General features: G+C 42.2%; 19 protein-coding genes and 1 pseudogene. 8 read left to right on the top strand and 12 right to left on the bottom strand.

Annotation, left to right across the window (positions count from 1 at the left end; all coding sequences use genetic code 11):
• From NSS94_RS06840 to NSS94_RS06820, 5 genes are all read right to left on the bottom strand, one after another.
• Positions 1–1365 carry an HlyD family secretion protein gene (locus tag NSS94_RS06840; protein WP_341039052.1) on the bottom strand — a complete coding sequence of 455 codons (1365 nt, stop codon included), beginning with the start codon at positions 1363–1365 and terminating at the stop codon, positions 1–3.
• A gap of 23 nt (positions 1366–1388) precedes the next feature.
• Positions 1389–1973, bottom strand: a complete 585-nt coding sequence (locus NSS94_RS06835) for a TetR/AcrR family transcriptional regulator (protein ID WP_029516317.1) — start codon at positions 1971–1973, stop codon at positions 1389–1391.
• Positions 1974–2229: 256 nt separating this feature from the next.
• A complete protein-coding gene (locus NSS94_RS06830) occupies positions 2230–3594 on the bottom strand; it encodes an ABC transporter substrate-binding protein (protein ID WP_341039051.1) in 1365 nt (454 codons plus the stop codon).
• A 125-nt stretch (positions 3595–3719) separates the two neighbouring features.
• Positions 3720–4541: a carbohydrate ABC transporter permease gene (locus tag NSS94_RS06825; protein WP_029516315.1), complete on the bottom strand. Its 822-nt coding sequence runs from the start codon at positions 4539–4541 to the stop codon at positions 3720–3722.
• Positions 4538–5503 (bottom strand): carbohydrate ABC transporter permease, encoded by a 966-nt coding sequence (locus tag NSS94_RS06820; protein ID WP_340931632.1) that lies wholly within the window; start codon positions 5501–5503, stop codon positions 4538–4540. The genes NSS94_RS06825 and NSS94_RS06820 overlap by 4 nt, the downstream gene beginning before the upstream one ends.
• A 192-nt stretch (positions 5504–5695) precedes the next feature.
• Between NSS94_RS06820 and NSS94_RS06815 the strand changes: the two genes are divergently transcribed.
• Entirely contained in the window at positions 5696–6016 is a 321-nt protein-coding gene (locus NSS94_RS06815; RefSeq protein WP_318626944.1) for a hypothetical protein, read from the top strand.
• A 113-nt stretch (positions 6017–6129) separates the two neighbouring features.
• Here NSS94_RS06815 and NSS94_RS06810 read toward each other — a convergent pair whose 3' ends face one another.
• Positions 6130–6504, bottom strand: a complete 375-nt coding sequence (locus NSS94_RS06810) for a PH domain-containing protein (protein WP_318626945.1) — start codon at positions 6502–6504, stop codon at positions 6130–6132.
• Between the two features lie 371 nt (positions 6505–6875).
• Here NSS94_RS06810 and NSS94_RS06805 point away from each other — a divergent pair, with 371 nt between their 5' ends.
• The 5 genes from NSS94_RS06805 to NSS94_RS06785 all read left to right on the top strand — a co-directional run bounded on the left by NSS94_RS06805 (position 6876) and on the right by NSS94_RS06785 (position 11631).
• The gene (locus tag NSS94_RS06805; RefSeq protein WP_341039049.1) at positions 6876–7667 is read left to right on the top strand and encodes a polysaccharide deacetylase family protein; all 792 of its coding nucleotides are present in this window, start codon (positions 6876–6878) and stop codon (positions 7665–7667) included.
• Positions 7668–7879: 212 nt separating this feature from the next.
• A complete protein-coding gene (locus NSS94_RS06800) occupies positions 7880–8185 on the top strand; it encodes a hypothetical protein (protein WP_318626948.1) in 306 nt (101 codons plus the stop codon).
• Positions 8186–8237: 52 nt separating this feature from the next.
• Positions 8238–8906, top strand: a complete 669-nt coding sequence (locus NSS94_RS06795) for a class F sortase (protein ID WP_341039048.1) — start codon at positions 8238–8240, stop codon at positions 8904–8906.
• Positions 8907–8931: 25 nt separating this feature from the next.
• On the top strand, positions 8932–10053 hold the full coding sequence (locus NSS94_RS06790; RefSeq protein WP_341039046.1) for an amidase domain-containing protein: 1122 nt from the start codon (positions 8932–8934) through the stop codon (positions 10051–10053).
• Positions 10054–10128: 75 nt separating this feature from the next.
• Positions 10129–11631: an oligosaccharide flippase family protein gene (locus tag NSS94_RS06785; protein ID WP_341039044.1), complete on the top strand. Its 1503-nt coding sequence runs from the start codon at positions 10129–10131 to the stop codon at positions 11629–11631.
• A gap of 241 nt (positions 11632–11872) precedes the next feature.
• Here the strand turns inward: NSS94_RS06785 and NSS94_RS06780 are convergent, their stop codons facing one another.
• From NSS94_RS06780 to NSS94_RS26200, 5 genes are all read right to left on the bottom strand, one after another.
• Positions 11873–13201, bottom strand: a complete 1329-nt coding sequence (locus NSS94_RS06780) for a prolyl oligopeptidase family serine peptidase (protein ID WP_029516310.1) — start codon at positions 13199–13201, stop codon at positions 11873–11875.
• A 101-nt stretch (positions 13202–13302) separates the two neighbouring features.
• Positions 13303–14184 (bottom strand): AraC family transcriptional regulator, encoded by an 882-nt coding sequence (locus NSS94_RS06775; protein ID WP_341039042.1) that lies wholly within the window; start codon positions 14182–14184, stop codon positions 13303–13305.
• A gap of 1174 nt (positions 14185–15358) precedes the next feature.
• Positions 15359–16486, bottom strand: a complete 1128-nt coding sequence (locus NSS94_RS06770; RefSeq protein ID WP_341039040.1) for a hypothetical protein — start codon at positions 16484–16486, stop codon at positions 15359–15361.
• A gap of 467 nt (positions 16487–16953) precedes the next feature.
• Positions 16954–17184: a restriction endonuclease gene (locus NSS94_RS06765; protein WP_080658594.1), complete on the bottom strand. Its 231-nt coding sequence runs from the start codon at positions 17182–17184 to the stop codon at positions 16954–16956.
• Between the two features lie 280 nt (positions 17185–17464).
• Entirely contained in the window at positions 17465–17557 is a 93-nt protein-coding gene (locus NSS94_RS26200; protein WP_373459275.1) for an S-layer homology domain-containing protein, read from the bottom strand.
• A gap of 215 nt (positions 17558–17772) precedes the next feature.
• On the opposite strand from NSS94_RS26200, the pseudogene NSS94_RS06760 reads away from it, so the two are divergent.
• A pseudogene (locus NSS94_RS06760) lies at positions 17773–18516 on the top strand (alpha-amylase family glycosyl hydrolase); the annotation flags it as partial.
• A 478-nt stretch (positions 18517–18994) separates the two neighbouring features.
• On the opposite strand, the gene NSS94_RS06755 reads toward NSS94_RS06760, so the two are convergent.
• Positions 18995–19654 carry a nitroreductase family protein gene (locus NSS94_RS06755; RefSeq protein WP_029516306.1) on the bottom strand — a complete coding sequence of 220 codons (660 nt, stop codon included), beginning with the start codon at positions 19652–19654 and terminating at the stop codon, positions 18995–18997.
• A 209-nt stretch (positions 19655–19863) separates the two neighbouring features.
• On the opposite strand from NSS94_RS06755, the gene NSS94_RS06750 reads away from it, so the two are divergent.
• Positions 19864–20202 (top strand): winged helix-turn-helix transcriptional regulator, encoded by a 339-nt coding sequence (locus NSS94_RS06750; RefSeq protein WP_307348518.1) that lies wholly within the window; start codon positions 19864–19866, stop codon positions 20200–20202.
• Positions 20203–20985 lie beyond the last annotated feature (783 nt).

Here is a 20985-nt window from a genome sequence, read left to right as displayed (position 1 = left end):
TTACTGCGCCCCTTTGCCTGTAAACAGAACCGTGGAGCCTGTTGGAACCGATGCAGCAAGGTCTGGCAATGCTACTTTAACACCGAAGGAACGGACATCCTTGTCACCGGAGCTTTGGCTCGGTTTTTGAATGGCAAAGTCAGCAGCCGATTCTAACAGAATGACTTTACCCTTCAGCTCCTTACCGCCAGACAGCAATTTAATTTGGACTGTATCCCCTGCTTGAAGACCGTTCAGAGACGTTTCAGGTACATAGAATTTAGCCCAACGTTGTGTCGAAGTTTCAATGGTATAAACCGGGAACCCTGCACTAGCCATTTCACCTAAGCTAAGCGACTTGGATTTTACGATTCCATCCTCGGACGCACGCAGCGTAGTGTAGCTCAAATAGGTCTGAGCCTCTTGAAGTGCGGCTTCCGCTTGGGCTACCTGTGCATTGGCACCTGCAACCGCAGATTGAGCCTGCTCAACTGTGGATTGCGCCGCCTTCACCGCAGATTGCGCTTGTTCTACCGAAGCCTGAGCGGCTTTGACATCTTCCTGTTGCAGAGCAACTTTGCCCGCTCCTGCCTGTGCTTCCTTCACCGCAGCCAAGGCTTGACGGTATTGAGCTTCAGCCGCCGTAATTTCCTCCTTGCGGCTTCCCTCCCGTGCCATATCCAATTTTTGCGACTCCGCATTATACTTGGCCACTGCCTGTTGATGTTCCAATGTCGCTTGATCCAAAGATGCCTGGGTTGCTGCACCGGCTTCTTGAAGCTTTTTGGCACGCTCCAGATTTTTAACGGTCAGGTCCAGCGTTTCCTTGGCTACCTTCACAGATACTTGCAATTGCTCAAGCTCCTGTGGTCTTGCCCCGCTCTTGAGGGCATCCAGTTTTGCCAAGGCGGCGTTCGCAGCCGCTTTGGCCTGTTCAATCTGGCTGGAGGAAGCCTCTGCGGTCACACTGACCGATGTCGTGCCTTGGCTTTTCTTGGCCTGAGCAGCACTCACAGTAGCCTGTGCCTGGCCTACGCCTGCTTGAGCCTGCAACACTCCAGCTTTTGCTTTGGATACATTACTCTTGGCTGCCAGCAATGCCGCCTGTGCCTGCTTCACCTTATCTTCCAACTCGCGACTTTCCAGATGGGCTAACACCTGCCCTTTTTTAACCTGATCGCCTTCTTTGACGAGCATCTGGTCAATCCGTCCTGCCATTTTAAAGCTGGCATTGAGGGTATCCGACTCCACATAAGCCGTAGGAATGGAAGAAGACTGATCCGCAGACAAGCTGCTTCCACCCCGTGGAAGAGCAGTTAAGGCATATATCCCAACCGCGATTAAAATAATAAGTACGACATAAATCGTATATTTTTTAGCTTTCATGTTTTCATCACTCCATCTGTATATTAATGTTGCATGCCCAATGCATTACACACAAAAACTTCAATGCTTTCACGAGCCTCTTGCAGATTCATCGTTTCGCCCCAAACCATTGACCTCATAGGTGCAAAAATGTAAATCCCAAATAAGCAATTGGCTGTTGTTTTGGCATCCAGCTTACTTGAAATTTTTCCATGAAACTTGCCGGAATCGATCTCTGCCTCCATAAAATCAAAATAGTCAGCCAGCACCTGCCTAATATTAAAATGCTGCTCTTGCGAAACCCAGCCCTTACTGACCAATAGACGGCAAAAGTCCGGTTCTCTCACAATAAACTCAATATGTACTTGGATTAGCTTGCGAATCCTAAGCTCCACCTGATCTTTAGGCGTATGAGCCATTGCTTCATGGATATCCCGGACAAAACGCTCCATCCCCATCTTCAAAATGTAAATGTACAATTCTTGCTTGTTTTTAAAATTGTAATACAGGGTTCCTTTGGCTATGCCACAAACTTTGGCAATTTCCTCCATATTTGTTTCATTAAATCCTCGTTCAGAAAAAGCTTTGAGTGCGCCGTTAAAAATAATTTCCTTTGTCTGCTGTTTCATGCTTCCTCCTTTTTTGAACTGACCGTCCAGTACAAAAATTATGTATTTATTATAAGCCCATTTTTAGTTATCCAGCAATAGGAAAAATGAAAATATTTCATTTTAGACAATTCGTCTAAACGCTTATTCTAAAAGTGAAAATGCAAAAACGGATCGAATAAGTGAGGGGGTCACTCATTCGATCCGCTATGTCATAAAATCGGATGATAAGGAGGCGCATTCTACGGATTATCATCTGATTTTAAGGGAAGGCCGACTATTTTTTCACGGTTTGATTATATTGCGCAATTTTGCCTGTAATTTCTTGGGTAGCTTGATCCAATGCCTGTTTTGGTTGTTGCTGGCCACTCAGCACAGCCTCGATTGCACCTTCGACGATTTGGCGCGCTTCTGGGAATACGCCCATCACTGCGCCCTGTGTAGCGGTGGATTGTGCCGATGCGTGCAATTGGTCAACCGCTGTCTGGAATTGCGGATATTTTACCATATTGTCTTTGAGTACCTTCTCGTCATAGGCTGCTTTCGTGATCGGGAAGTACCCGGTATTTACACTCCATTGTGCCTGTACAGCTGGGGAAGCGACGAATTTAATGAACTCCCATGCTGCCTTCTGCTGGGCTTCGGGCTTGTTGTTCATGATGTACAAGCTTGCGCCGCCTACAACCACGCCGCCTTCTTTTGCTTCATTCGCTCTTGGCAGGAATCCTGTGCCTACTTCAAATTTATCGCCAACCTGCTCCACAATATTACGCAGCGAAGCGGTGGAATCCAGCGTCATCGCAATTTGTCCTGCGGAAAAAGCCTTTGCCGTATCGTCCGAGTTACGTCCCAGATTGGATACAACCTTTTCATCGATCATTTTCTTCCACCACGTTAGGGTTTTTACACCTGCATCCGAATTCAGCATGGATTCCGTTGCCGCTTGATCACGACCATTGCCATTATTCACATAATCTGCGTTCTGATTGGCAAACAGTTGCTCCATAAACCAGCCGTAGATGGCAATGGAAGCACCGGATTTACCATCCTTGCTCAAGGCTTTAGCAGCCTTTTCGAACTCATCATACGTTTTCGGAGGATTAGCTGGATCAAGTCCTGCGGCTTTGAATGCATCCTTGTTGTAATATAAAATCGGGTTTGACGTATTGAACGGCATGGCGTTCAGTTTACCATCAATCGTATAGTATCGTGTAATATTCGGCTCTAGCTGTGACAGATCGAACTTGTCTGCATCAATAAATTGTTGTACGGGTGTGATCATTTTGGAGTCGATCATGAATTTACTACCGATTTCATATACCTGAATGATGTCCGGTCCGCTGTCGGAACCAAGCGACGCTTTCAGCTTGTTCAAGCTGTCATCATATTTGCCTTGATATACTGGCTCTACCTGAATGTCCTTATGACTGGCGTTAAAATCAGCAGCGATCTGCTTGATTGCTTTTTCACCGTTACCGGACATCGAATGCCACCAAGTCAGCTTCACTGGGGAAGCCGCTACTGCTCCATCACTACCATTACTCGGCTTCTCTGCAGCAGTATTATTGCTACAACCTGCTGCAACCACCATGGCAGTCAGAATAAGCAGGGTCAATGCACTTTTCAGACGAAAAAATCTCATAATCTCTCTTCTCTCCCTTTGATTAAATGATTCTTGAATTGGCATTCTCTTGCGATATTCTTGTGTGTTGAAGCTCTGTATATGGGCTGCTTGCGCAGGTGTTGCTTATCATTTTAAATATGTGGTCAGCCTTTAAGCGCACCCGCTGCCATTCCACGAACCAACTGTTTTAGTCCAAAGATCAGCAGGAGCAGAGACGGTAAAATGACAAGTGCCGTACCCGCGAACACCAGATTCCATGAAGTCGATTCCTGAAATTCGAGCATGGATATTCCAATCTGTACCGTGCGCATATTCTCACTATTGGTGATCAGTAAAGGCCAGAGGTACGAATTGTACATATTCAGGAACGAATACACAGCCAGTGTTCCGAGCGCAGGGCGCGATAACGGAAGCACATGGAACAGAAAGTAACGGATATGTCCGCACCCATCCATACGAGCCGCCTCGAACAGTTCCTTGGGAAGCTGGAGAAAAAATTGCCTTAACAGGAATGTCCCGAATGCCGTCGCCAGAAAAGGAACCGTCAACCCTTGATATGTATCAAGCCAATTCCAGCTCCGTACCGTCAGGTAGTTTGGAATAATGGTCACTTCCCAAGGGATCATCATTGTCGCAACAAACATGCTGAAAATGAAGTTTTTTCCCTTGAATTCCATTTTGGCAAAGGCATAGGCCGCCAAGCTCGCTGTAATCAGTTGTCCAATCATTGTAAGACCCGAAATGAGAAATGTATTTCCAATAAAGGCTGCAATCGGAACGATTTCAAACACTTCAGTAAAATTGGCCATATGAAAAGAATGCGGGAAAAAGCTTGGTGGGTAAGCGCTCGCTTCCTCGGGAGACATGACTGCCATAAAAAACGTATATATAACCGGATACAAAATGAGAGCAGCTGCAATCGTAAGCAGCACATACAGCAATGTAGAATTCAGGTGTCGTTTCATTGGTAATGCACCTTTCTTTCCACCCATTTGAACTGAATCATCGTGAGCAGCAGAATGACAGCAAACAAGACAATGGCCTGCGCACTCCCCGTTCCGAACCGGAAATTAACGAAAGCTTCCTGATAGATGGAATACACAAATACATTCGTACTGTTCACCGGACCGCCTTTGGTCAAAATGTTAATTTGAGCAAAAGACTGGAAGGCTCCAATGATGGAAACTACGGTCACAAAAAAGATCGTCGGTGATAACAGTGGCATGGAGATACGCCAGAACGTGACGAGCGGTCCAGCCCCGTCCATTTTGGCACTCTCATACATGTCATCTGGAATCCCTTGAAGTCCGCTCGATAAGATAATGTAATTGAAGCCAAGATTCATCCAGATGGTCATTATGGCTACTGAGAACAGCGCCCAATCCGGGCTGGTCAGCCACGGAACCGGATTGATATGTAGGAGGGAAAGCACATAGTTGAGCATCCCCAGTGTCGGATGAAAAAGAAATTTCCAAATGACCGCAGATGAACCGACCGACAACACCATTGGCAGCGAAAAGGCAAACTGGAAGATACGCATTCCCCGCAATTTACTGTGTGTAAGTGCAGCCAGTACCAACGCCAATAAAATACCTACTGGTACGGTTAGCAGTGCAAACAGGAGTGTGACCTTAATCCCTTGTAGAAACAGTCCCGAGCTGAAAAGTGTAGTAAAATTATCTAACCCCACATAAGCTGCAACGTTTCCTGCGGGATCTGTAGAATGCAAGCTGAGATAAACGGACTTGATCATCGGATAAAACATAAATACAGCAAACAAAATTAGCGATGGAGCCAAAAAGGTATACGCCAGCGCGTTTTCGCGCAGTCTTTGAATTTTTAGCGAACCCGTGCGTATGCGGGCTTTAGACGAAGTCTGTTGCTGACTCCTCGTCCCCAGTCCCATAGATTTGTTAAGCTCACCCAAAACGGAACGCCCCTTTCTTTTCAAACCAACCTCAGTAAGTGTATCGTTTTGATGTAAAGGGAACGTCAAGTGGGCTGGAGTAAAATGTTAATGTTTTTTCTTTTTGTAAAAGCAACTCTCTATAGGTATGAGCACAAGGACATAGACTTCTGCATATGATGCATCATTACATGGTATGGAGGTTAGAGGCGAATGCCGTACAACACCGTCAGTCCGCAAACTTTATATCAAGCTAGACCGGAATTACAGACCGAACTCAAAAAGATCCGCGATCATTTGCATTATCAATTAAGCCCCTACATGAATCATACGGTTAGGGTACAAACGATGGATCATCAAGTATATGAAGGAACGATTGTGCACATCGATGCGGATCATTTGTATCTGAGAGTTCCTCAGCAATATCACTCACCCTTCCCAGGCACCACGACTCCGAATCGCTCCTATGCCTACAACAATGTCATTTTGCCGCTTGTGTTATATAATTTATTGGTTATAACCCTGTTGAGCTAGCGCTCGTTCCATCTCTCTCTAACTAAAAGACAAAAAAACCTCCAAATTCGATAAGTAGCCACCCTTGGCATATTACGAAGTTGGAGGTTTTAGTTATTTGTTTTCCATAATCATTAGTTCTCACAAGAGATACCTGCTTCTTGCTCTAGTACAGCTACAAATCCCTCTATACCCTCTCCACTCGGCAGATGGGTGAACACCTCGTTCACACCCTGATTGATTAGCGTGATGTTTCCCCTAGTACCCGACAAATCCTCATCCAGCTTAGCCAGTGAAATATGGTGATAATTAATGAACTTGACCCAAGGAGTACCCATAGTACAGGAATAAAAAATGATTCGTTCGGACGTCACAGCCAGCATTCCATGAAGCGATATCCTTTGGGAGCTCTGCTGCAAATCATACGTACACCCCATATATGATCGAATGTGTTCGCCCGCTTCTAACGTCAGACTAATAGCTCGCAGCTCTTTTTCTTTTGTTTGCATCCCGTCTCATCTCCTGTTGGAAGTTCAGGAACGAGTCGCAACTCCTTGACCTCAGATCAGCTTTTGCGGCTTGTCCCGTCGACCTCTTCATTTTTCGTCAGATTAAGACTCTCACGAACTGGACAATGACCTACCTCAACTGCACATTGAAACCAAGGATGGATATGTACAACTTAACATGGGTACAGGATGTTATCAACAAGCAAGCTATCACTCTTTTTAAGCATAACTCTGTAATCTGCGTCTTATTGAAGAAACAATTAGATCCAATTTTAAGTGATTGGAATTGATGAATTTCAGAACCGAAGAATGATATACGCTTCTTCTTGGCAAGCTAATGTGAGAATACGTTAGAACGGAGAAGAAGCCTGATGAAATATAACCGATTACTATCTGCAAGTATCGCTGTTTCCTTGTTTTGTGCCAGCTTGTGCCCCACAACCTATATAAATACTGCACAAGCCGCATCTTACACCTCCCCTACTCCTACAAAGGGAAGAGCCTATTATGAAGAACGCGGCGACATTGTATGGGAAGTTCCTACCCATCGCAAGTTGATTGCCCTCACATTCGACGACGGACCGGATGGACGCAATACGCCTGCCATTTTGGATTTGCTTAAAGAATACGATGCTAAAGCGACCTTTTTTGTCGTCGGCAGTCGTGTAGAAAAGCTGCCTCACCTTGTCAAGCGGGAACGAGAAGAAGGGCATGAAGTTGGCAACCATACCTTCCTTCACTCATCCTTTCAGTATATTTCTCGCAACAAAGCTCTGTCCGAATTGGATCAAGCTCAGGCGAGCATCGTACAGGCAACTGGTGCGGGGACCCATCTTTTTAGACCGCCCGGCGGTTCCTATACCGATTCGCTGGTCAAGCTCTCCAAGGAGAAAGGTCTCAAAATTATTTTATGGTCCTGGCATCAGGATACCTTAGATTGGCGAAAACCCGGTGTACATCGTATCGCTAATAAGGTCCTTCGCAATGTCCGTAACGGCGACATCGTCCTTATGCACGATTATGTATATAAAAGTACACAAACCGTCGAAGCCCTGAAAATCATTTTGCCCGAACTAAAAAAAAGGGGGTTTACCTTCGTCACTGTGTCTGAGCTGCTTGCCAATCGTAAGACGCCCGAAGGACTGATTGAAGTGAATAAATAGTAGATAGAAACAAAAAGACTCCGCCAGTTACTCGCCGACGGAGTCTAATTACTATATGTGACACCCAAAGGACTAATTAAGTTCAATAGTTGAAGAGATAGGTATTTGTAATATAGTCCTTTTATATGAAATTCTTGGTTACACAATACGTTCTTTTTACGGCAACTATACTTACGAATTACAATTACAACTATTTAAAGGAGGCAATTACAATGAAAAAAGCAATATTGACTGTAGCGTCCCTTGCTGTATTTCTGTCAGCAGGATCGATGGTTTCTGCGGCTGCACCCGCAACAGAAAAACACGAGCAAAAAATGCATCAACATAAGGTTCATGCAAAACATGAACACAAGATGCATGCCAAGAGCAAGCATGAGAAAATACACAAGCTACATGCGCGTGAAGCTGCTCCTGCCAAAATCATAGGAGAAAAAAGTATTCATGCGAAAAGTTTGAAAGCAAAGGCAACAAAATTACCAAAAACCGGATTCGGTGGCGCGAGCGAGCAAATGAATTAGGGAGGGTTAAAAGGAGAGGGTTAGCTTTATTAAACCCTCTCTCTTTCTTCATATGAACAATACATGGATCATTCGTATAGGAGTATTCTTAATTTTGCTGGGAAGTACGAGCTGTTCATCCTCTGTTGAACATCATCATAACTCTACCTACGCCCCGGCCAAATCTGAAATTCAACAAGTTAAAATAGCGAAGCCCTTACAGGTTAAAAATAAACCTTTTCAAGGAATCGTTCCATATATGCTCGATATTCCTGAGGTTCGTATTCATTCAATTATAGAACCGGTTACATTCTTAGAAAATGGTCAGATGGGCGTTCCAAGCAACACAAATCGAGTAGGTTATTTATCTACCGGTATATTGCCAGGGGCAGCAGGTAATGCAATTATGGATGGACATGTAGATACATACACGGGCCCAGCTGTTTTTTATCCTCTTAAAAAACTAAAAAAGGGGGATTTCGTGTATGTGACTGGCGGTGGCGGCTGTAAGATTCAGTTTGCTGTCGAGTCTGTAAAATTTTACTTAACTTCCAAAGCACCGATTCAGAAAATTTTTGGTCCTACAGAAGAGCATCGTTTGAACTTGATTACATGTGCAGGTCGCTATAGCCGAAGCAGAAAAGAACACGAGGGAAGGCTAGTAGTTTACACCAAATTAGCACACATGAATTCAGCCTGTGAGAAACTTACTCAGGATAAGGGCAATTCCAAAAACAATTAAAACATTTTCAAGGAGAATGAATAATGTGCTTAAGACCGCTAAATTGCAATTGCTGTGCATGATCTTAATAATGATCCCCGCTTACAGCTTCTCTTCATTTCGTGTACAAGCAGAGCCAGCAAAACAAGATGACGTTATTCCTTTTCTTCAAGAGCTGTTTAATGATCGCACCCGGTTGTTGATGGATCAGGATAAAAAGCATATTGAGGACTATTATTTAGTAAAGCACAATCGAAGCAACTACGCATACCTTCATGAAATGAACAGAGCAGAATATATTCAGGAATGGGCCAAGCATCGAAAAATGAAATTCGTGAATGCAGAAAGCTCCATTCGGATATCCCGTATAGAAGTGTTAGACGATACGGCAAAGGTGTCACTTGTTCAGTCCTTAAAATTGAGTTATGAGTATATCGACAGCTACTCCGGTCAGCATGATTTTGGAATTGGAACACGTCATGGCATTACACTTAGAAAAAAAGATAGCCGTTGGTATTTGGAACGTGAATGGTATTCAGATCCATTGGAAGAAAATCCAAAAAAAATTGAACCGCTTGATTCAAGTTTTATTCCTCATAAAGACTCGGTTCCATCAGAGAAGGTTATCCATAATTACAATAGAGCCCGAGCCATTGACTATGCTAACAAGTATGCTGGAATAACATGGGGAGCAGGAAATCGTCAGCGATATAACCCAAAATACCTGGATTATAACTCCAAAGGGGGCGACTGTACCAACTTCTCCTCCCAAGTTATCGGAGACAAGGAGGAAGGTGGAGGACTGCCTATGAAATCTGGGTGGCATTACTCGTATGGTAACGGCGGAAGCCAAGCCTGGGTTCAAACGGACGCTTTTAAAAATTTTCTGATACGCTCCGGCTATGGGAGGATTATAGGACAAGGGAGCTTCTCAGATGTTGTCCGCGCGGTCAATGGTCAGCAGCATCAATACAGACCACAGTTGCTACCAGGTGATTTGATTGCTTACGTATTAAAAGGAGATGTAGACCACTTCTCCGTTGTTGTCGGATTCGATGGGGGTGGTTATCCTTTAGTTAACTCTCATACGGCAGACCGTTTCAGGGTTCCCTTCGACTTGGGATGGGATAGAAGCACCAAGTATTTATTGATTCATATACAAGATTAAGCATCTTGAATCGCAACACTTGCTCATATCCCAAAGAATACTGTCATAGAAATAGAATGGACAGCTTCTAATGGGGTGAAAAACGATTTGAAATTACCTCTTTTATTAAAACAAACTATGGTGAGAGCTAATGCGATGATCGTCGTGAAAGCCATAGGTCTAATCGGAAAAGTATTTATGATACGGCTAGTTGGAGCTGAAGGAATGGGCCTCTACCAGTTAGTCTATTCCTTCTACAGCTTAGTATTGATGATTATTTCCGGGGGATTGCCAACAGCGTTGGCTATGTTTACAGCTAAACATACGGCAAAAGGCTGGCGGTTGTTCAAAATTTTTTCAATACCCATAATTCTAACGGGATTGGCATGCAGTTTATTGACCTATTGGTTTTCAACGCCCCTTGCTAAATTACTCGGCTATCCGCAGATCAATTTTGTGATTCGATGCCTAGCCCCAGCTATACTGACCGTTCCCTTGTTAAGTCTGCTGCGTGGATATTTGCAAGGTCTTGAAAAGTACACTGCGATCGCCATTTCGGAAATCATAGAGCAAACTGCCCGGATCGGTACTTTGATGTTGCTAGTGCCATTATTTATCCAATCCGGCATCGAGTTTGCTGTTGGTGGAGCGGTACTTGGAACTTTTACAGGCGCGTTGTTATCCTTTGCTGTGCTTATTGCTTTTTTTATGTATAACCGCCCTTCTGTAGCTTTATCCCCTCCATCAATTCGAACAGAATTACCTTTAGTAGTACAAGCTTCCTTTGCTATTGCGCTTACACGTTTGCTCATACCTACGTCTGATTTTATGGATGCGATCATTATTCCCCAACGGTTACAAGTTGCCGGGGTTTCTTCTAAAGAGGCAGCGGAGATGTTCGGTATTGTTACTGGCATCGCCCTTGTCGTCGCTTATATGCCTACTTTGATTACAGGCGCGTTAACCCATACGCTCACTATGAAAATAACAGCAGACTGGCAAAATAAGAAGTACAACTCATTCTATAAAAAAGGCTATGCCGCTATTGAGGTAGCGTGGGTCTGGGGATTAGCCTCAGGTTTTTTCATTTTTAAATATGCCCCAGATATCTCCCTACTTGTTTTTGATATACAAAATGCCGAAATTCCTATTAAATCGTTGGCTATGCTACCATTACTCGTTGGATGGCGGGAAATCACAACTAGCGTCTTATGGGCACAAAATCGGAAGAAAACTCCCTTTATCGGCCTTTGCACAGGTGTACTTGCCAATTTCATCATTCTTTACTCCTTGGTTGCCATTCCCGATTTCGGGTATACCGGCATGTCCCTGGGGATCATAACGCTGGAGTTGATCGCAACAGGTTGGAATTTCAAAGTCCTTCAACTCTTTCAACGTGCCAAATCCTGTTTAGCCATTATGCTGTTAGTAGATATTTTAGTTTTTGAAGCCATTCTTATAGTGGGCATGTTGTGTTCCAAGACGTTATCCTCATTGGAATGGCCAGAGACGGCTCATATAATTGTGGAGGTAATCCATTACTGCTTCTGGTGTGCTTTGTATTTAAAGGTTCGATTAAAAAGCGTTTTCAAAGAGTAGGAAAGGCTTCTCATAAGTTTATCAAACTTATGGGAAGCCCTTTTCTATTTGAATGTTAGCATTTAGCTATGTGTATCATTCTTTTGCCGAGCTGCTCAAGTACAGTCTGTCATACTGATTCCTTGAGTTTTCGTCTGGAAAATGTATGTGCGTTAAGCGAAGTTGTATTTACTATTACTGCTACGTCCAAGCTCAACGCTTTGGTTCATGCTTTGGTTCATGCTTTGGTTCATGCTATCTTTCAGTCCAATGTTTTGGAGGCAAGCCATTGCATCATCGTTGTTTTCTTTCCGTTAATCACCTTCGATACTTCGTTGTTATATACGTAAATCCAAGACCAATGGCCGTTGTATTCATACGGTGTTTGGTCGCTCTTCTTGTACAAACCAGAGGTATCCACTACGTTATCAAATAACGACATATGAACATCCTTTGCTCCAGCATTCACTAAACGGTTGTAAGTCGGAACCGTATAATCGTTGGGCGGAACCACGGTGTCGGTTTTGGCAGCCACAAACCAGATCGGCAGGTCCTTCATTTCGTTAATCTGTTCATCGGTTATAAGACTATCCTTCAAGGCTTCACATGCAACCACAGCTGCTGCAAAATAATCTTTATAGTCACGGATCATCAGCATAGTCATGTAACCACCGTTGGAGTCTCCACCAATGTAGATTCGATCTGTATCAATGTCTTTGTTTTGGGCCACGTAATCCTTAATTAAGGACATCAATGCTTGCTCATACTTGGAGGTTCCGTCCCCAAAGCTTGTAAAGCCATCCATCCAGTAGGTTGGGGTCTGAGGTGCCAACACATAAGCCCCGCCAAAATAGGATTGGATATCCTTAGAGGCAAAATTTGCTGCTTTATTTCCGGCAATCGGAATCGTTGGATCGGTACCTCCCTCACCCATACCATGCAGCCAGATCACCAAAGGGTTTTTCACTTTGTCTTTTGCCGGTGCATAGTCTGCGTAGGTTAAAGTAACTCCATCAAAAGTAGATTTACCGGTCGCAAATTGATCAACCAACTTCCGTATCTGTCCTGCGGAAGTATCAATCTTCAAATCGGAAATCGTTCCGGATTTGGTTTTAATAGTTTTTTGCTGCGTGATCGTGTATTTGTTATCATTCCATGCATTAAACCCGGAGCCTGCCGCATCATAATGAATAGCGGAGCTTAGTGTTAATGTCGGACCGATTTCCATTTCCAATACAACATAGCTTCCGGTTTTATTTACAGGATTTCCACTTTTGTCCGATACATAGGCCTTGGTGACTTTCCGGTTGCCATTTTCAATAAAGGGATTTAACAACCGATTGTCGCTTCTTCCCACATGCACCTTAAATGTATCCTTAGTTATCGCATCTTTAGGGACTGGCTTACCCAGGTTAACAATGATCTTCGTAATGGCTGCTCCCCAATCCTTAACTTCCGCAACCGTCCGGTATGAGGTGGGCTGTATCTTTACATCCTTGGCCCATGCACCGGAGCTGAAAACAAGAGTCGTACCGATAGCTAAAGTGAGTAACATAGTTGTCTTAGCAGCCTTTTGAAACCGTTTAAACATGATGTCTTACCTCCCAGATCCATTAATAGAACGCTTACATTGTTTATTTTAATAATCTTTTTAATTTGCATCCTGTCTTTTATTAGCCTAATTCAGGTCAATTACTGACTCCTTGCTCCAGAATACCTCTTGTTCTCTTTTCGATATTGATGCGGTGTTGCCTGGAAAACCTTCTTAAATACCCTGGCAAAAGACTTCTCGTTCGGAAAACCGTGCTCCAACGCAATTTGTATGATGGAATGATCCGTATTCATAAGAACACGATAAGATCTCTCCAGACGGATGGCATTGATATATTGAAATAGAGTCATCCCTACATGCTTCACAAAAAAACGGGACAAATATTCGGGAGATAGTCCAAAAACCTGGGCTATGGAATCCAGGGATAAGCTTTGATCGTAATTCTCTTTGATATAATTGGTTATCAGCGTCAGCCGCTCCAAATATTTATCAGAGTTAAAGCCGGGGATAGATTCATTGTCCATTTTAAAATGCATTAATAACAGATACACCAGTTTATAAGATAGCGATGTTAAATGGATATGTGCTAAAGAGTCATTATGCTGATTGAGATAAGCCACAAATAAGGTGTTTAGCAAATCACGCAGCTCCGCAAAATGCTGTAATCTCTGCTCGTTAGTTTCGAAAATGGATATACAGTCAAATGAAATGGGGTTACTGCCGTTGACATTTGCTCTAATAAATTCAGAAGGAATCAGAACGGTTATGGCCTCTCTTCCTTTTCCCTTAGCCACAGAAAAGGAATGAATAGCATTCGAATTAATGAGCACAATATCTCCTCCTTTGGAGCTATAGCTCGCACCATCAATATAGATATGGTCAATTCTTCCTGAAAGTACATAGGATATTTCGATGCTATCGTGCCAATGCCCAGGTATGTATGCTGGTTCATTGGAGGAATGAACTATAATTTTTAACGGAAAATGATTGTCTGCCTGGACCAGCTCATATTTGTATTCCAAGTTTATCGCTCCTCTCAGATGTGACCTCATAAATAGAAGAAAATGGCTTCAGCAGAGTGCCGAAACCACTTGTATTTAACCTCCCTCTCTCTATAAACAAAAAAACCTAAGTATAACAAAATACATAAGATCCTTGGATCTTAACATTTTGTTCCTTAGGTTTTGCCTGCGTAACAGTAACAATCCTAGTGCTATTCATTTAATTAAGCTAAGTATATAGTGGGTTGAAATACATGTCAACGCTTTCATTTTAGAGCGTAATGAAGTGAAAAAACTGGATTGATTCTCGCCGATAAACGTTTCTGAACTTAACTCTTATTTTATAACATGGTTTGTTCCCTGTTCAGAAAATTTCATTTGCCTATATTCATTCATGTTATTCTTTCTAGCGTCCAATATTCTAATACCCTCTGAGATTCTGTGCTGGAATAGGATTTTATCTGAAATTGTTTTTCTGAATTGTTCATTAAATCACCTCTAAGGATTATTTTTGTGCAAGCATATTATGTTCTAAATTGATTTTGTTATGTAACAAAAATGGATGTTTTCCATAAACACATACTTCATAGGTTCTTCTTCAGCTCATAGTATCGACCAGATCCATTCTCTGATCTTATTGTAAAAAATGATACCGGGTATCCTAAACATGAAAAAATGCAAAGGTCCAAATTTAAAGGAGGCAGCTTTTGTAAGGAAGGACAACCAAAAAGAGCCCCAGAAAATCCCAGGGCAGGTTCTACTACTTTGAAGTTTTTGGAAGTGTGATAAATTAACCTTAATACATATGGTTCCATTTTGACTATTCTGCTTTATCTCCAGTCAACCAGCTAAGACCATCGATTAGGCCATGTTTTTTGAATTTTTGATAATTCGCTTTTGCTTCCTCCTTTCCGCCTCTTACGATCTTCAGTTTGTTACTGGATCTTGTTTGTTGGATGTGTCATTAAAAACGTTTCTGGATTTTTGAGAAGTTATTTGTTGTACCAACATCTTGGGTCGCAGTAGCGGATATATTGGCAGAATCAGTTACACTTGCAAAGATCGCACTCGGCACGACAACAGCACAACAGCTCCCAACAACTAATAGATAAGGCTGATACAAAGAATAATTTCTTTTTCATATATTATTCCTCTTTGTATTACTAGGTGGTAATGACAGCCATCATTGAAATTGTTAAATCCAAGTGTCTTGTTTGTTTTTTGAGGATCTTAGATGAACAAGAACCAAGTTGGCTGTATTTTTAATTCCATGGAAAATAGTATCCTCGTTGATTATCTCAGATCTAACCTTACTATAGTGATCAGCAATTTCTTTTAGAGTCCATCCTTTAATTTGATAATCTACGAGCCATTTAAAATGTTCTAAATTTCTCTTCTCTTTATCTTTTACATATCCTCGTTCTTGAAGGAATTGCTCTGTTCGTTCACGATATAGATTTTTATATTGTTCATAATATGTGTCTATGAGTCTCTCGAACTCTTTCCAGGTTTCTTTCCGCGGATCCCAACCCTTCCCGACCTCCCATGGTTGTGTAAGTGAGTTAGTTTTAGACGAATCCATGATTTTAGCTTCAATAATATTGCTCTTACTTTCGTCAAACATTCTAAGCATTTCAAAAGCATGGATATTTGGTTTATCGTTTCCAGACAAACAGAATATATCTTCTGGGGAAAACACGAAAGGGAAATATCTCGAAAAAAATGAATGATATATTTTTTCTTGTTTACCGACACTTCTACTTAATTCAATATCGTCGTGTTCGTCCTCAAAGTAGAGATACTCTGATAATGATAACTGTTCCTCATACGGCCAAGAGCATTTGTAAATTGACATTGCGCGAAGAGCCTCCGGACCGACTTCAAGATCTTCAGCGTGCTTTTTTATATTCAGCTGTCTTTCTTTTCTTGATTCCTCTTTCCGGTCATCATAATAGTTAGCAATCCCCCATAGAGCCAAATTTAGGTACAAGTCTCCATCTCCTGTTAAGTGGTACTTAGTAGCCCAGCCGTATAGACTCTCTTTTAATTTCATATATTCAGGAAAGTAATCTGTGCGGGCTGCTTTTATTAGTTTCCAATTTGACGGCTCTTCATTGGGAGTCAGTTCCTTTTGACTTGCATACCATTGAAAAGCTTGTGTATAGCTTTCATAAACGCCATGTTCTAATTGTTCCAGTACATCTGGTGCCATTTGTTCTATTAACTTTACAAACAATGATATGGCATCGTGTTTTCCTGAGTCTATTAACACTGGTGAACCATTATATTTGATCCGATTAGGATGATAGTACAAACCCCTCATATGTTTCGGTCTCCCTTCAAAGTAAAAGATTTATTTCTATTCTAGAGTATATAAGTCAATGGGAACATGAATTGCAGCAAATCGATTCTAATTCAACTAAGAAAACAATCAACAAACCTTATGTACTACTACCCACGGTTATTTGTGAGGATCACCTATAAGGATCTTTTACAACAAAGAGTTTCTCCCTACAGCAAACGAAACAAAAAGATCAGTGCTGATCTTTCTCGTTACAACCTACATTTTCTATTAGACTCTTATTAGTAAAATTTCTTCAGTATGTTACTAAGGCAATAATTCAGATTCTGTTATAAATAATAGCACTCGAGCCAATTCGCTAAGGATCATTCCCCCTTTCATTCAACAGTTGAATCATTCCTCAATTTCGCGTGGGATCACTTCAATAATATTCAAAATCATTTTCTTTATAAGGTAATAATTCTACAATAGGCAGCATCGTTATTGAATTAAGCACTTGTCTTCTTAGAGGACAACATTTTTCTTTCGTTTGTACTAGCATCTCTACCAAATTCATTCCGGCTGATTAGCCTGACACTATTGGATTTAGCCAACTCATAGGCCTGTGATGTAAAGTTGCTATTGGTGACAACCCATGCACCATTTGCTCTATAATGTGCGCGGGCGCTCCGCACTTCCTGAACAATATGGAATTTAGTACTCAACCTATAGACGATCATACCGTTCAATTTATAGAAAAATACGCCATGTCCTTGGCGTATAGTTTCGTTAAAATATTAGTGGTACCCCTTGACAAACATTAGCTGGTTTTCTTGTCTTGCACTTGTTTCCAGGCGTTAAGTGTACTCAACTTCTCGCTTTCCTTCTTCTGTAAAAATGATCTGAGTTTTTTTTCCATCAGGATCATCTTATACATCAATTTTAACACGGTTATGCACGGTTTATGGATTCAGGATAATGACTCGGGCAGTATTTGCCTGAGCTTGATATTTTCTTTCATTATTTTTTCTCTTTCAAAGAAAGCATGGCTCCTTCCTGTCTACTCATATGGTCTTTCGGTCTAAATGTTCCGTCCGAATACCCTTGGACCATATAATCTTCGTAAGACCCATAATCTCTCCTTTGGCCCACTGAGCAATCTTGTCCTGGTCCAAGTATACCACTGATTCCCTCTCTCATTTTCGGTAGCCTGAATCACTCTTGCATATGTATATCCAGAGATAACTCTTACTAGACCGACCGTTGCTAAGTGCTCAGCTTGTGTACCCAACAGAACTTTTTTTCATTAGCATTCTTTTTAAGCTCGACTGAATGGAAAGGGTTGGAATAGCCTGTATCTGAATAATCATGATCAACCTCGCATGCTTTCCCGTTTTGGAGACGATAAGAATTATCATAAAGAGTCTGGCAAAATGCTGGCGACCCTATTGCATACGCTTCAAGGCACATCCTACATTTACCAAGGCGAAGAAATCGGAATGACAAATGTGCGCTTTGAAACAATCCAAGAATACAAGGGTATTGAAATCCTCAATATGTATAAAGAATACATGGCTGCAGGCCAAGATGAAGCCTCCATTATGAATTCTATCTACATCAAAGGACGCGACAATAGCCGCACTCCTATGCAATGGAATGACTCACCGCAGGCCGGATTTACAACTGGTAAGCCCTGGATCGGTGTTAATCCTAACTACAAACAAATTAATGTAGAATCTTCGCTGTCTGATCCAGATTCTATTTTTCATTATTATCGTCGGCTAATTGAACTGCGCAAGCAGCATGACATTATTGTTTATGGTGACTACTCAATTGTTGCAGAAAATCATGAGAAAGTTTTTGCTTATCAGCGAGCATTGGGTAACGAACGACTGGTGGTAATTCTCAACTTTTTTGGTGAACCTACGAGTATTTCTTTTCCAAAAGAAAGTTCTATTCCTCAATCTGGAAAACTACTGATTTCCAACTACAAGTCGGAAACTGCACTTGTTGATACTCAAAATATTACATTGAGACCATATGAAGCTAAGGTTTATTTATACACAGTGTAATCAAATTTTTCAAAGGTCTTCCACACCATACTGTTCAGTGAGCAGAAGGCCAGTCTGGGGACAAAGCTTGCCGTTCGATTTCAGAGGGCCTGCGTCAAGATGCCAGCAACAAGCTTCGAGTAACGATCGTTTCACCCGGATTCACAAACACACCTGGATCCACACAATTGGATTCCCTGGACGCCATAAAGGACTCAGAGATGAAAGCCAAACTCGAAGCTTATCAGAACATTGGGTTATCCCCCTACTCTATCGCTAAAGCTATTGCGTTCGCAATTGAGCAACCAAATGGCGTGGGTAAGTGAAATAGTGGTCCGCCCCACAGCGCAAATGTCCAGGGACATCCTCATTAATGATCAATAAGGATCAGGTGCCACCAAAAAACTCAAAAATGCACCTCCAATTGTTAGTAGTGGTTAACAATTGGAGGTGCATTTCATATCCTTTAGCTTCTTTTATATTACATGAATGATTAATATCAATCCTTAGGCAATTCATTAAAGAAAGCGACATCTTCTATCGGTAATCTTACCGTCCGGTGTCCGGGCTTCACCGCCTTACCGATGGCGATAAGCATAACTGGAGCGTATCTCGCCGGAATATCAAACTCTTCTACAAATTTTACTTGGTCAAAGCCGCCCATCGGGACCGTATCATAGCCTTTTGCACGGGCGACAAGCATTAGCTGCATGGATACCAGTCCACTATCAATAAATACTTTTCGGAGTACATTTTCTGGAGGCATACTCGCGAACAGTCTTTGGTATCGCTCCACGAATGATTTAGCTGTCTCTTCAGGCATGTACCCCGCATCGACCGCCATCCCGTAAACTTTCTCGGCCAATTTATAGCCTTCCAAATCTCCGAGTATCGCAATGACAGCTGAAGCCTCAATCACTTGCTGCTGGCTGTTGGCGATCGGAAGCAGTTTTTGTTTTAGCTCCTGCGAGTCGATGACGAGAAACCTCCACGGCTGGAGATTGGCGCCAGAAGGAGCCAGTGTAGCTAGCTGCAATATATCCTTCATTTCGTCCCGTGAGATCTTTACTTCGGAATCATAGTACCTTACAGATCTCCGATCTTGAATAACATCGAAAAACTGCGCCTCCACCTTCTGTGACGATTGTTCAACGGACATGCTTCTCTCCTCCCCATAATTACCTTGCCCCAAGTTGGCACAAGATGTTCTAAATAATTAGTAGTAGACCTTCAAAACAAATTCAACCATTGCAGTTAAATAAGCTTTAGTGTTACTATAAATTATTAAGTGTCTACTTTAAAGTAGACACATTATTTTTATATAGCTCAATAAATTAGACTAACTATACTATAGTAAGGAATGATTTTGTGGATATAAGCAAAGAGGACGAACAATGTCTGATCTCCATTCGCGAGGCGTTGGAGGTTGTTCGCGGAAAATGGGCTATTTTGGTACTCACCTTACTTAGTCTGGGTCCGCAGCGATTTAATCAGATGCGAAGATATTTAGACAATGTCAGCATCAAGTCTTTAACGGATGTCCTGCGTCATTTTGAGCGGCATGAAGTCATCAACCGCCAGGTGTTCCCTACCTCACCTGTTACTGTTGAGTATTCGCTAACAGATAAAGGAAGGGCGTACATACCTGTACTTCGGGAAATGCGCATATGGGGTGAAACCTGGGGAGGAACATCGGAAGCGCGTTGATGATGGCGAAACCCCGCTTGGGTAAAGTAATAGTTTAGACTGGATCTTAAAAATGAAACGGCAACAGCTAGGGACCAGAAAATAAAGTCCTAGACTGTCACCGTTTCATTCAACTAATGTTCACTGTTTAGCACAATCATTATTTCTACTATACGTTTTCGCGAGACAGGCTACAATCGAATGGGATTCAATAATATACAGGCCGCAAAGAAGGTACTGTTCCCAGGAAATCTGGAGTGCAGTACCCTCTTTGTTAACGGACTTATTCAATTAGCTTCATCAATCGTCTAATTTTATTGTGTCCGTCTTGACTGAAGCGATGTTCTGTGGTGTCAGTCCAGGACCGGTGCGACGGGTGCCAAACCATATAATGATGGTGACTAACACAAGCACCGCACAAGGCATCAGCATGATCTTTGCCCCCATTCCTGCCGAACGGTCGACGGCGGTCAAATCAGCTAGAACAATTAATACAAAAACTACCTAATTCAACTCAAATTGAATATGCAAAATTACTTGGCGTAGCACAAAGCTGCATTTCACAACTCATGAAAACCCTAACCGAAGAAAAAGCCATACAAAAGTGATTTTTTTCGTAATATATTGAAAGAGACTGTTTAATCTAAGCTTCCTATCCCCTCCCCTTTCCATGTAGACATATAGGTGAAGTCTTTGGTCTAATCTTAATAGACCCACTATGTAGTATCTACCTAGTGGGTATTTTTACTATCAAGGTACTCCGTTTTCATTTACACTAGTTCACTTAATATAAGTACACTATGG

It is taken from the genome of Paenibacillus sp. FSL L8-0644, assembly GCF_038008165.1.
GTDB classification, from domain to species: domain Bacteria; phylum Bacillota; class Bacilli; order Paenibacillales; family Paenibacillaceae; genus Paenibacillus; species Paenibacillus polymyxa_D.
The sequence above is the reverse complement of the archived record's forward strand: the minus strand, read 5'-3'. Positions and strand labels throughout refer to the sequence as shown.

What these genes read in the sequence shown, in the direction of transcription:
- NSS94_RS06840 (WP_341039052.1), bottom strand. Translation starts at nt 1,365, where the DNA reads ATGAAAGCTAAAAAATATACGATTTATGTCGTACTTATTATTTTAATC.
- NSS94_RS06835 (WP_029516317.1), bottom strand. Translation starts at nt 1,973, where the DNA reads ATGAAACAGCAGACAAAGGAAATTATTTTTAACGGCGCACTCAAAGCT.
- NSS94_RS06830 (WP_341039051.1), bottom strand. Translation starts at nt 3,594, where the DNA reads ATGAGATTTTTTCGTCTGAAAAGTGCATTGACCCTGCTTATTCTGACT.
- NSS94_RS06825 (WP_029516315.1), bottom strand. Translation starts at nt 4,541, where the DNA reads ATGAAACGACACCTGAATTCTACATTGCTGTATGTGCTGCTTACGATT.
- NSS94_RS06815 (WP_318626944.1), top strand. Translation starts at nt 5,696, where the DNA reads ATGCCGTACAACACCGTCAGTCCGCAAACTTTATATCAAGCTAGACCG.
- NSS94_RS06810 (WP_318626945.1), bottom strand. Translation starts at nt 6,504, where the DNA reads ATGCAAACAAAAGAAAAAGAGCTGCGAGCTATTAGTCTGACGTTAGAA.
- NSS94_RS06805 (WP_341039049.1), top strand. Translation starts at nt 6,876, where the DNA reads ATGAAATATAACCGATTACTATCTGCAAGTATCGCTGTTTCCTTGTTT.
- NSS94_RS06800 (WP_318626948.1), top strand. Translation starts at nt 7,880, where the DNA reads ATGAAAAAAGCAATATTGACTGTAGCGTCCCTTGCTGTATTTCTGTCA.
- NSS94_RS06795 (WP_341039048.1), top strand. Translation starts at nt 8,238, where the DNA reads ATGAACAATACATGGATCATTCGTATAGGAGTATTCTTAATTTTGCTG.
- NSS94_RS06780 (WP_029516310.1), bottom strand. Translation starts at nt 13,201, where the DNA reads ATGTTTAAACGGTTTCAAAAGGCTGCTAAGACAACTATGTTACTCACT.
- NSS94_RS06770 (WP_341039040.1), bottom strand. Translation starts at nt 16,486, where the DNA reads ATGAGGGGTTTGTACTATCATCCTAATCGGATCAAATATAATGGTTCA.
- NSS94_RS06765 (WP_080658594.1), bottom strand. Translation starts at nt 17,184, where the DNA reads ATGATCGTCTATAGGTTGAGTACTAAATTCCATATTGTTCAGGAAGTG.
- NSS94_RS26200 (WP_373459275.1), bottom strand. Translation starts at nt 17,557, where the DNA reads ATGGTCCAAGGGTATTCGGACGGAACATTTAGACCGAAAGACCATATG.
- NSS94_RS06755 (WP_029516306.1), bottom strand. Translation starts at nt 19,654, where the DNA reads ATGTCCGTTGAACAATCGTCACAGAAGGTGGAGGCGCAGTTTTTCGAT.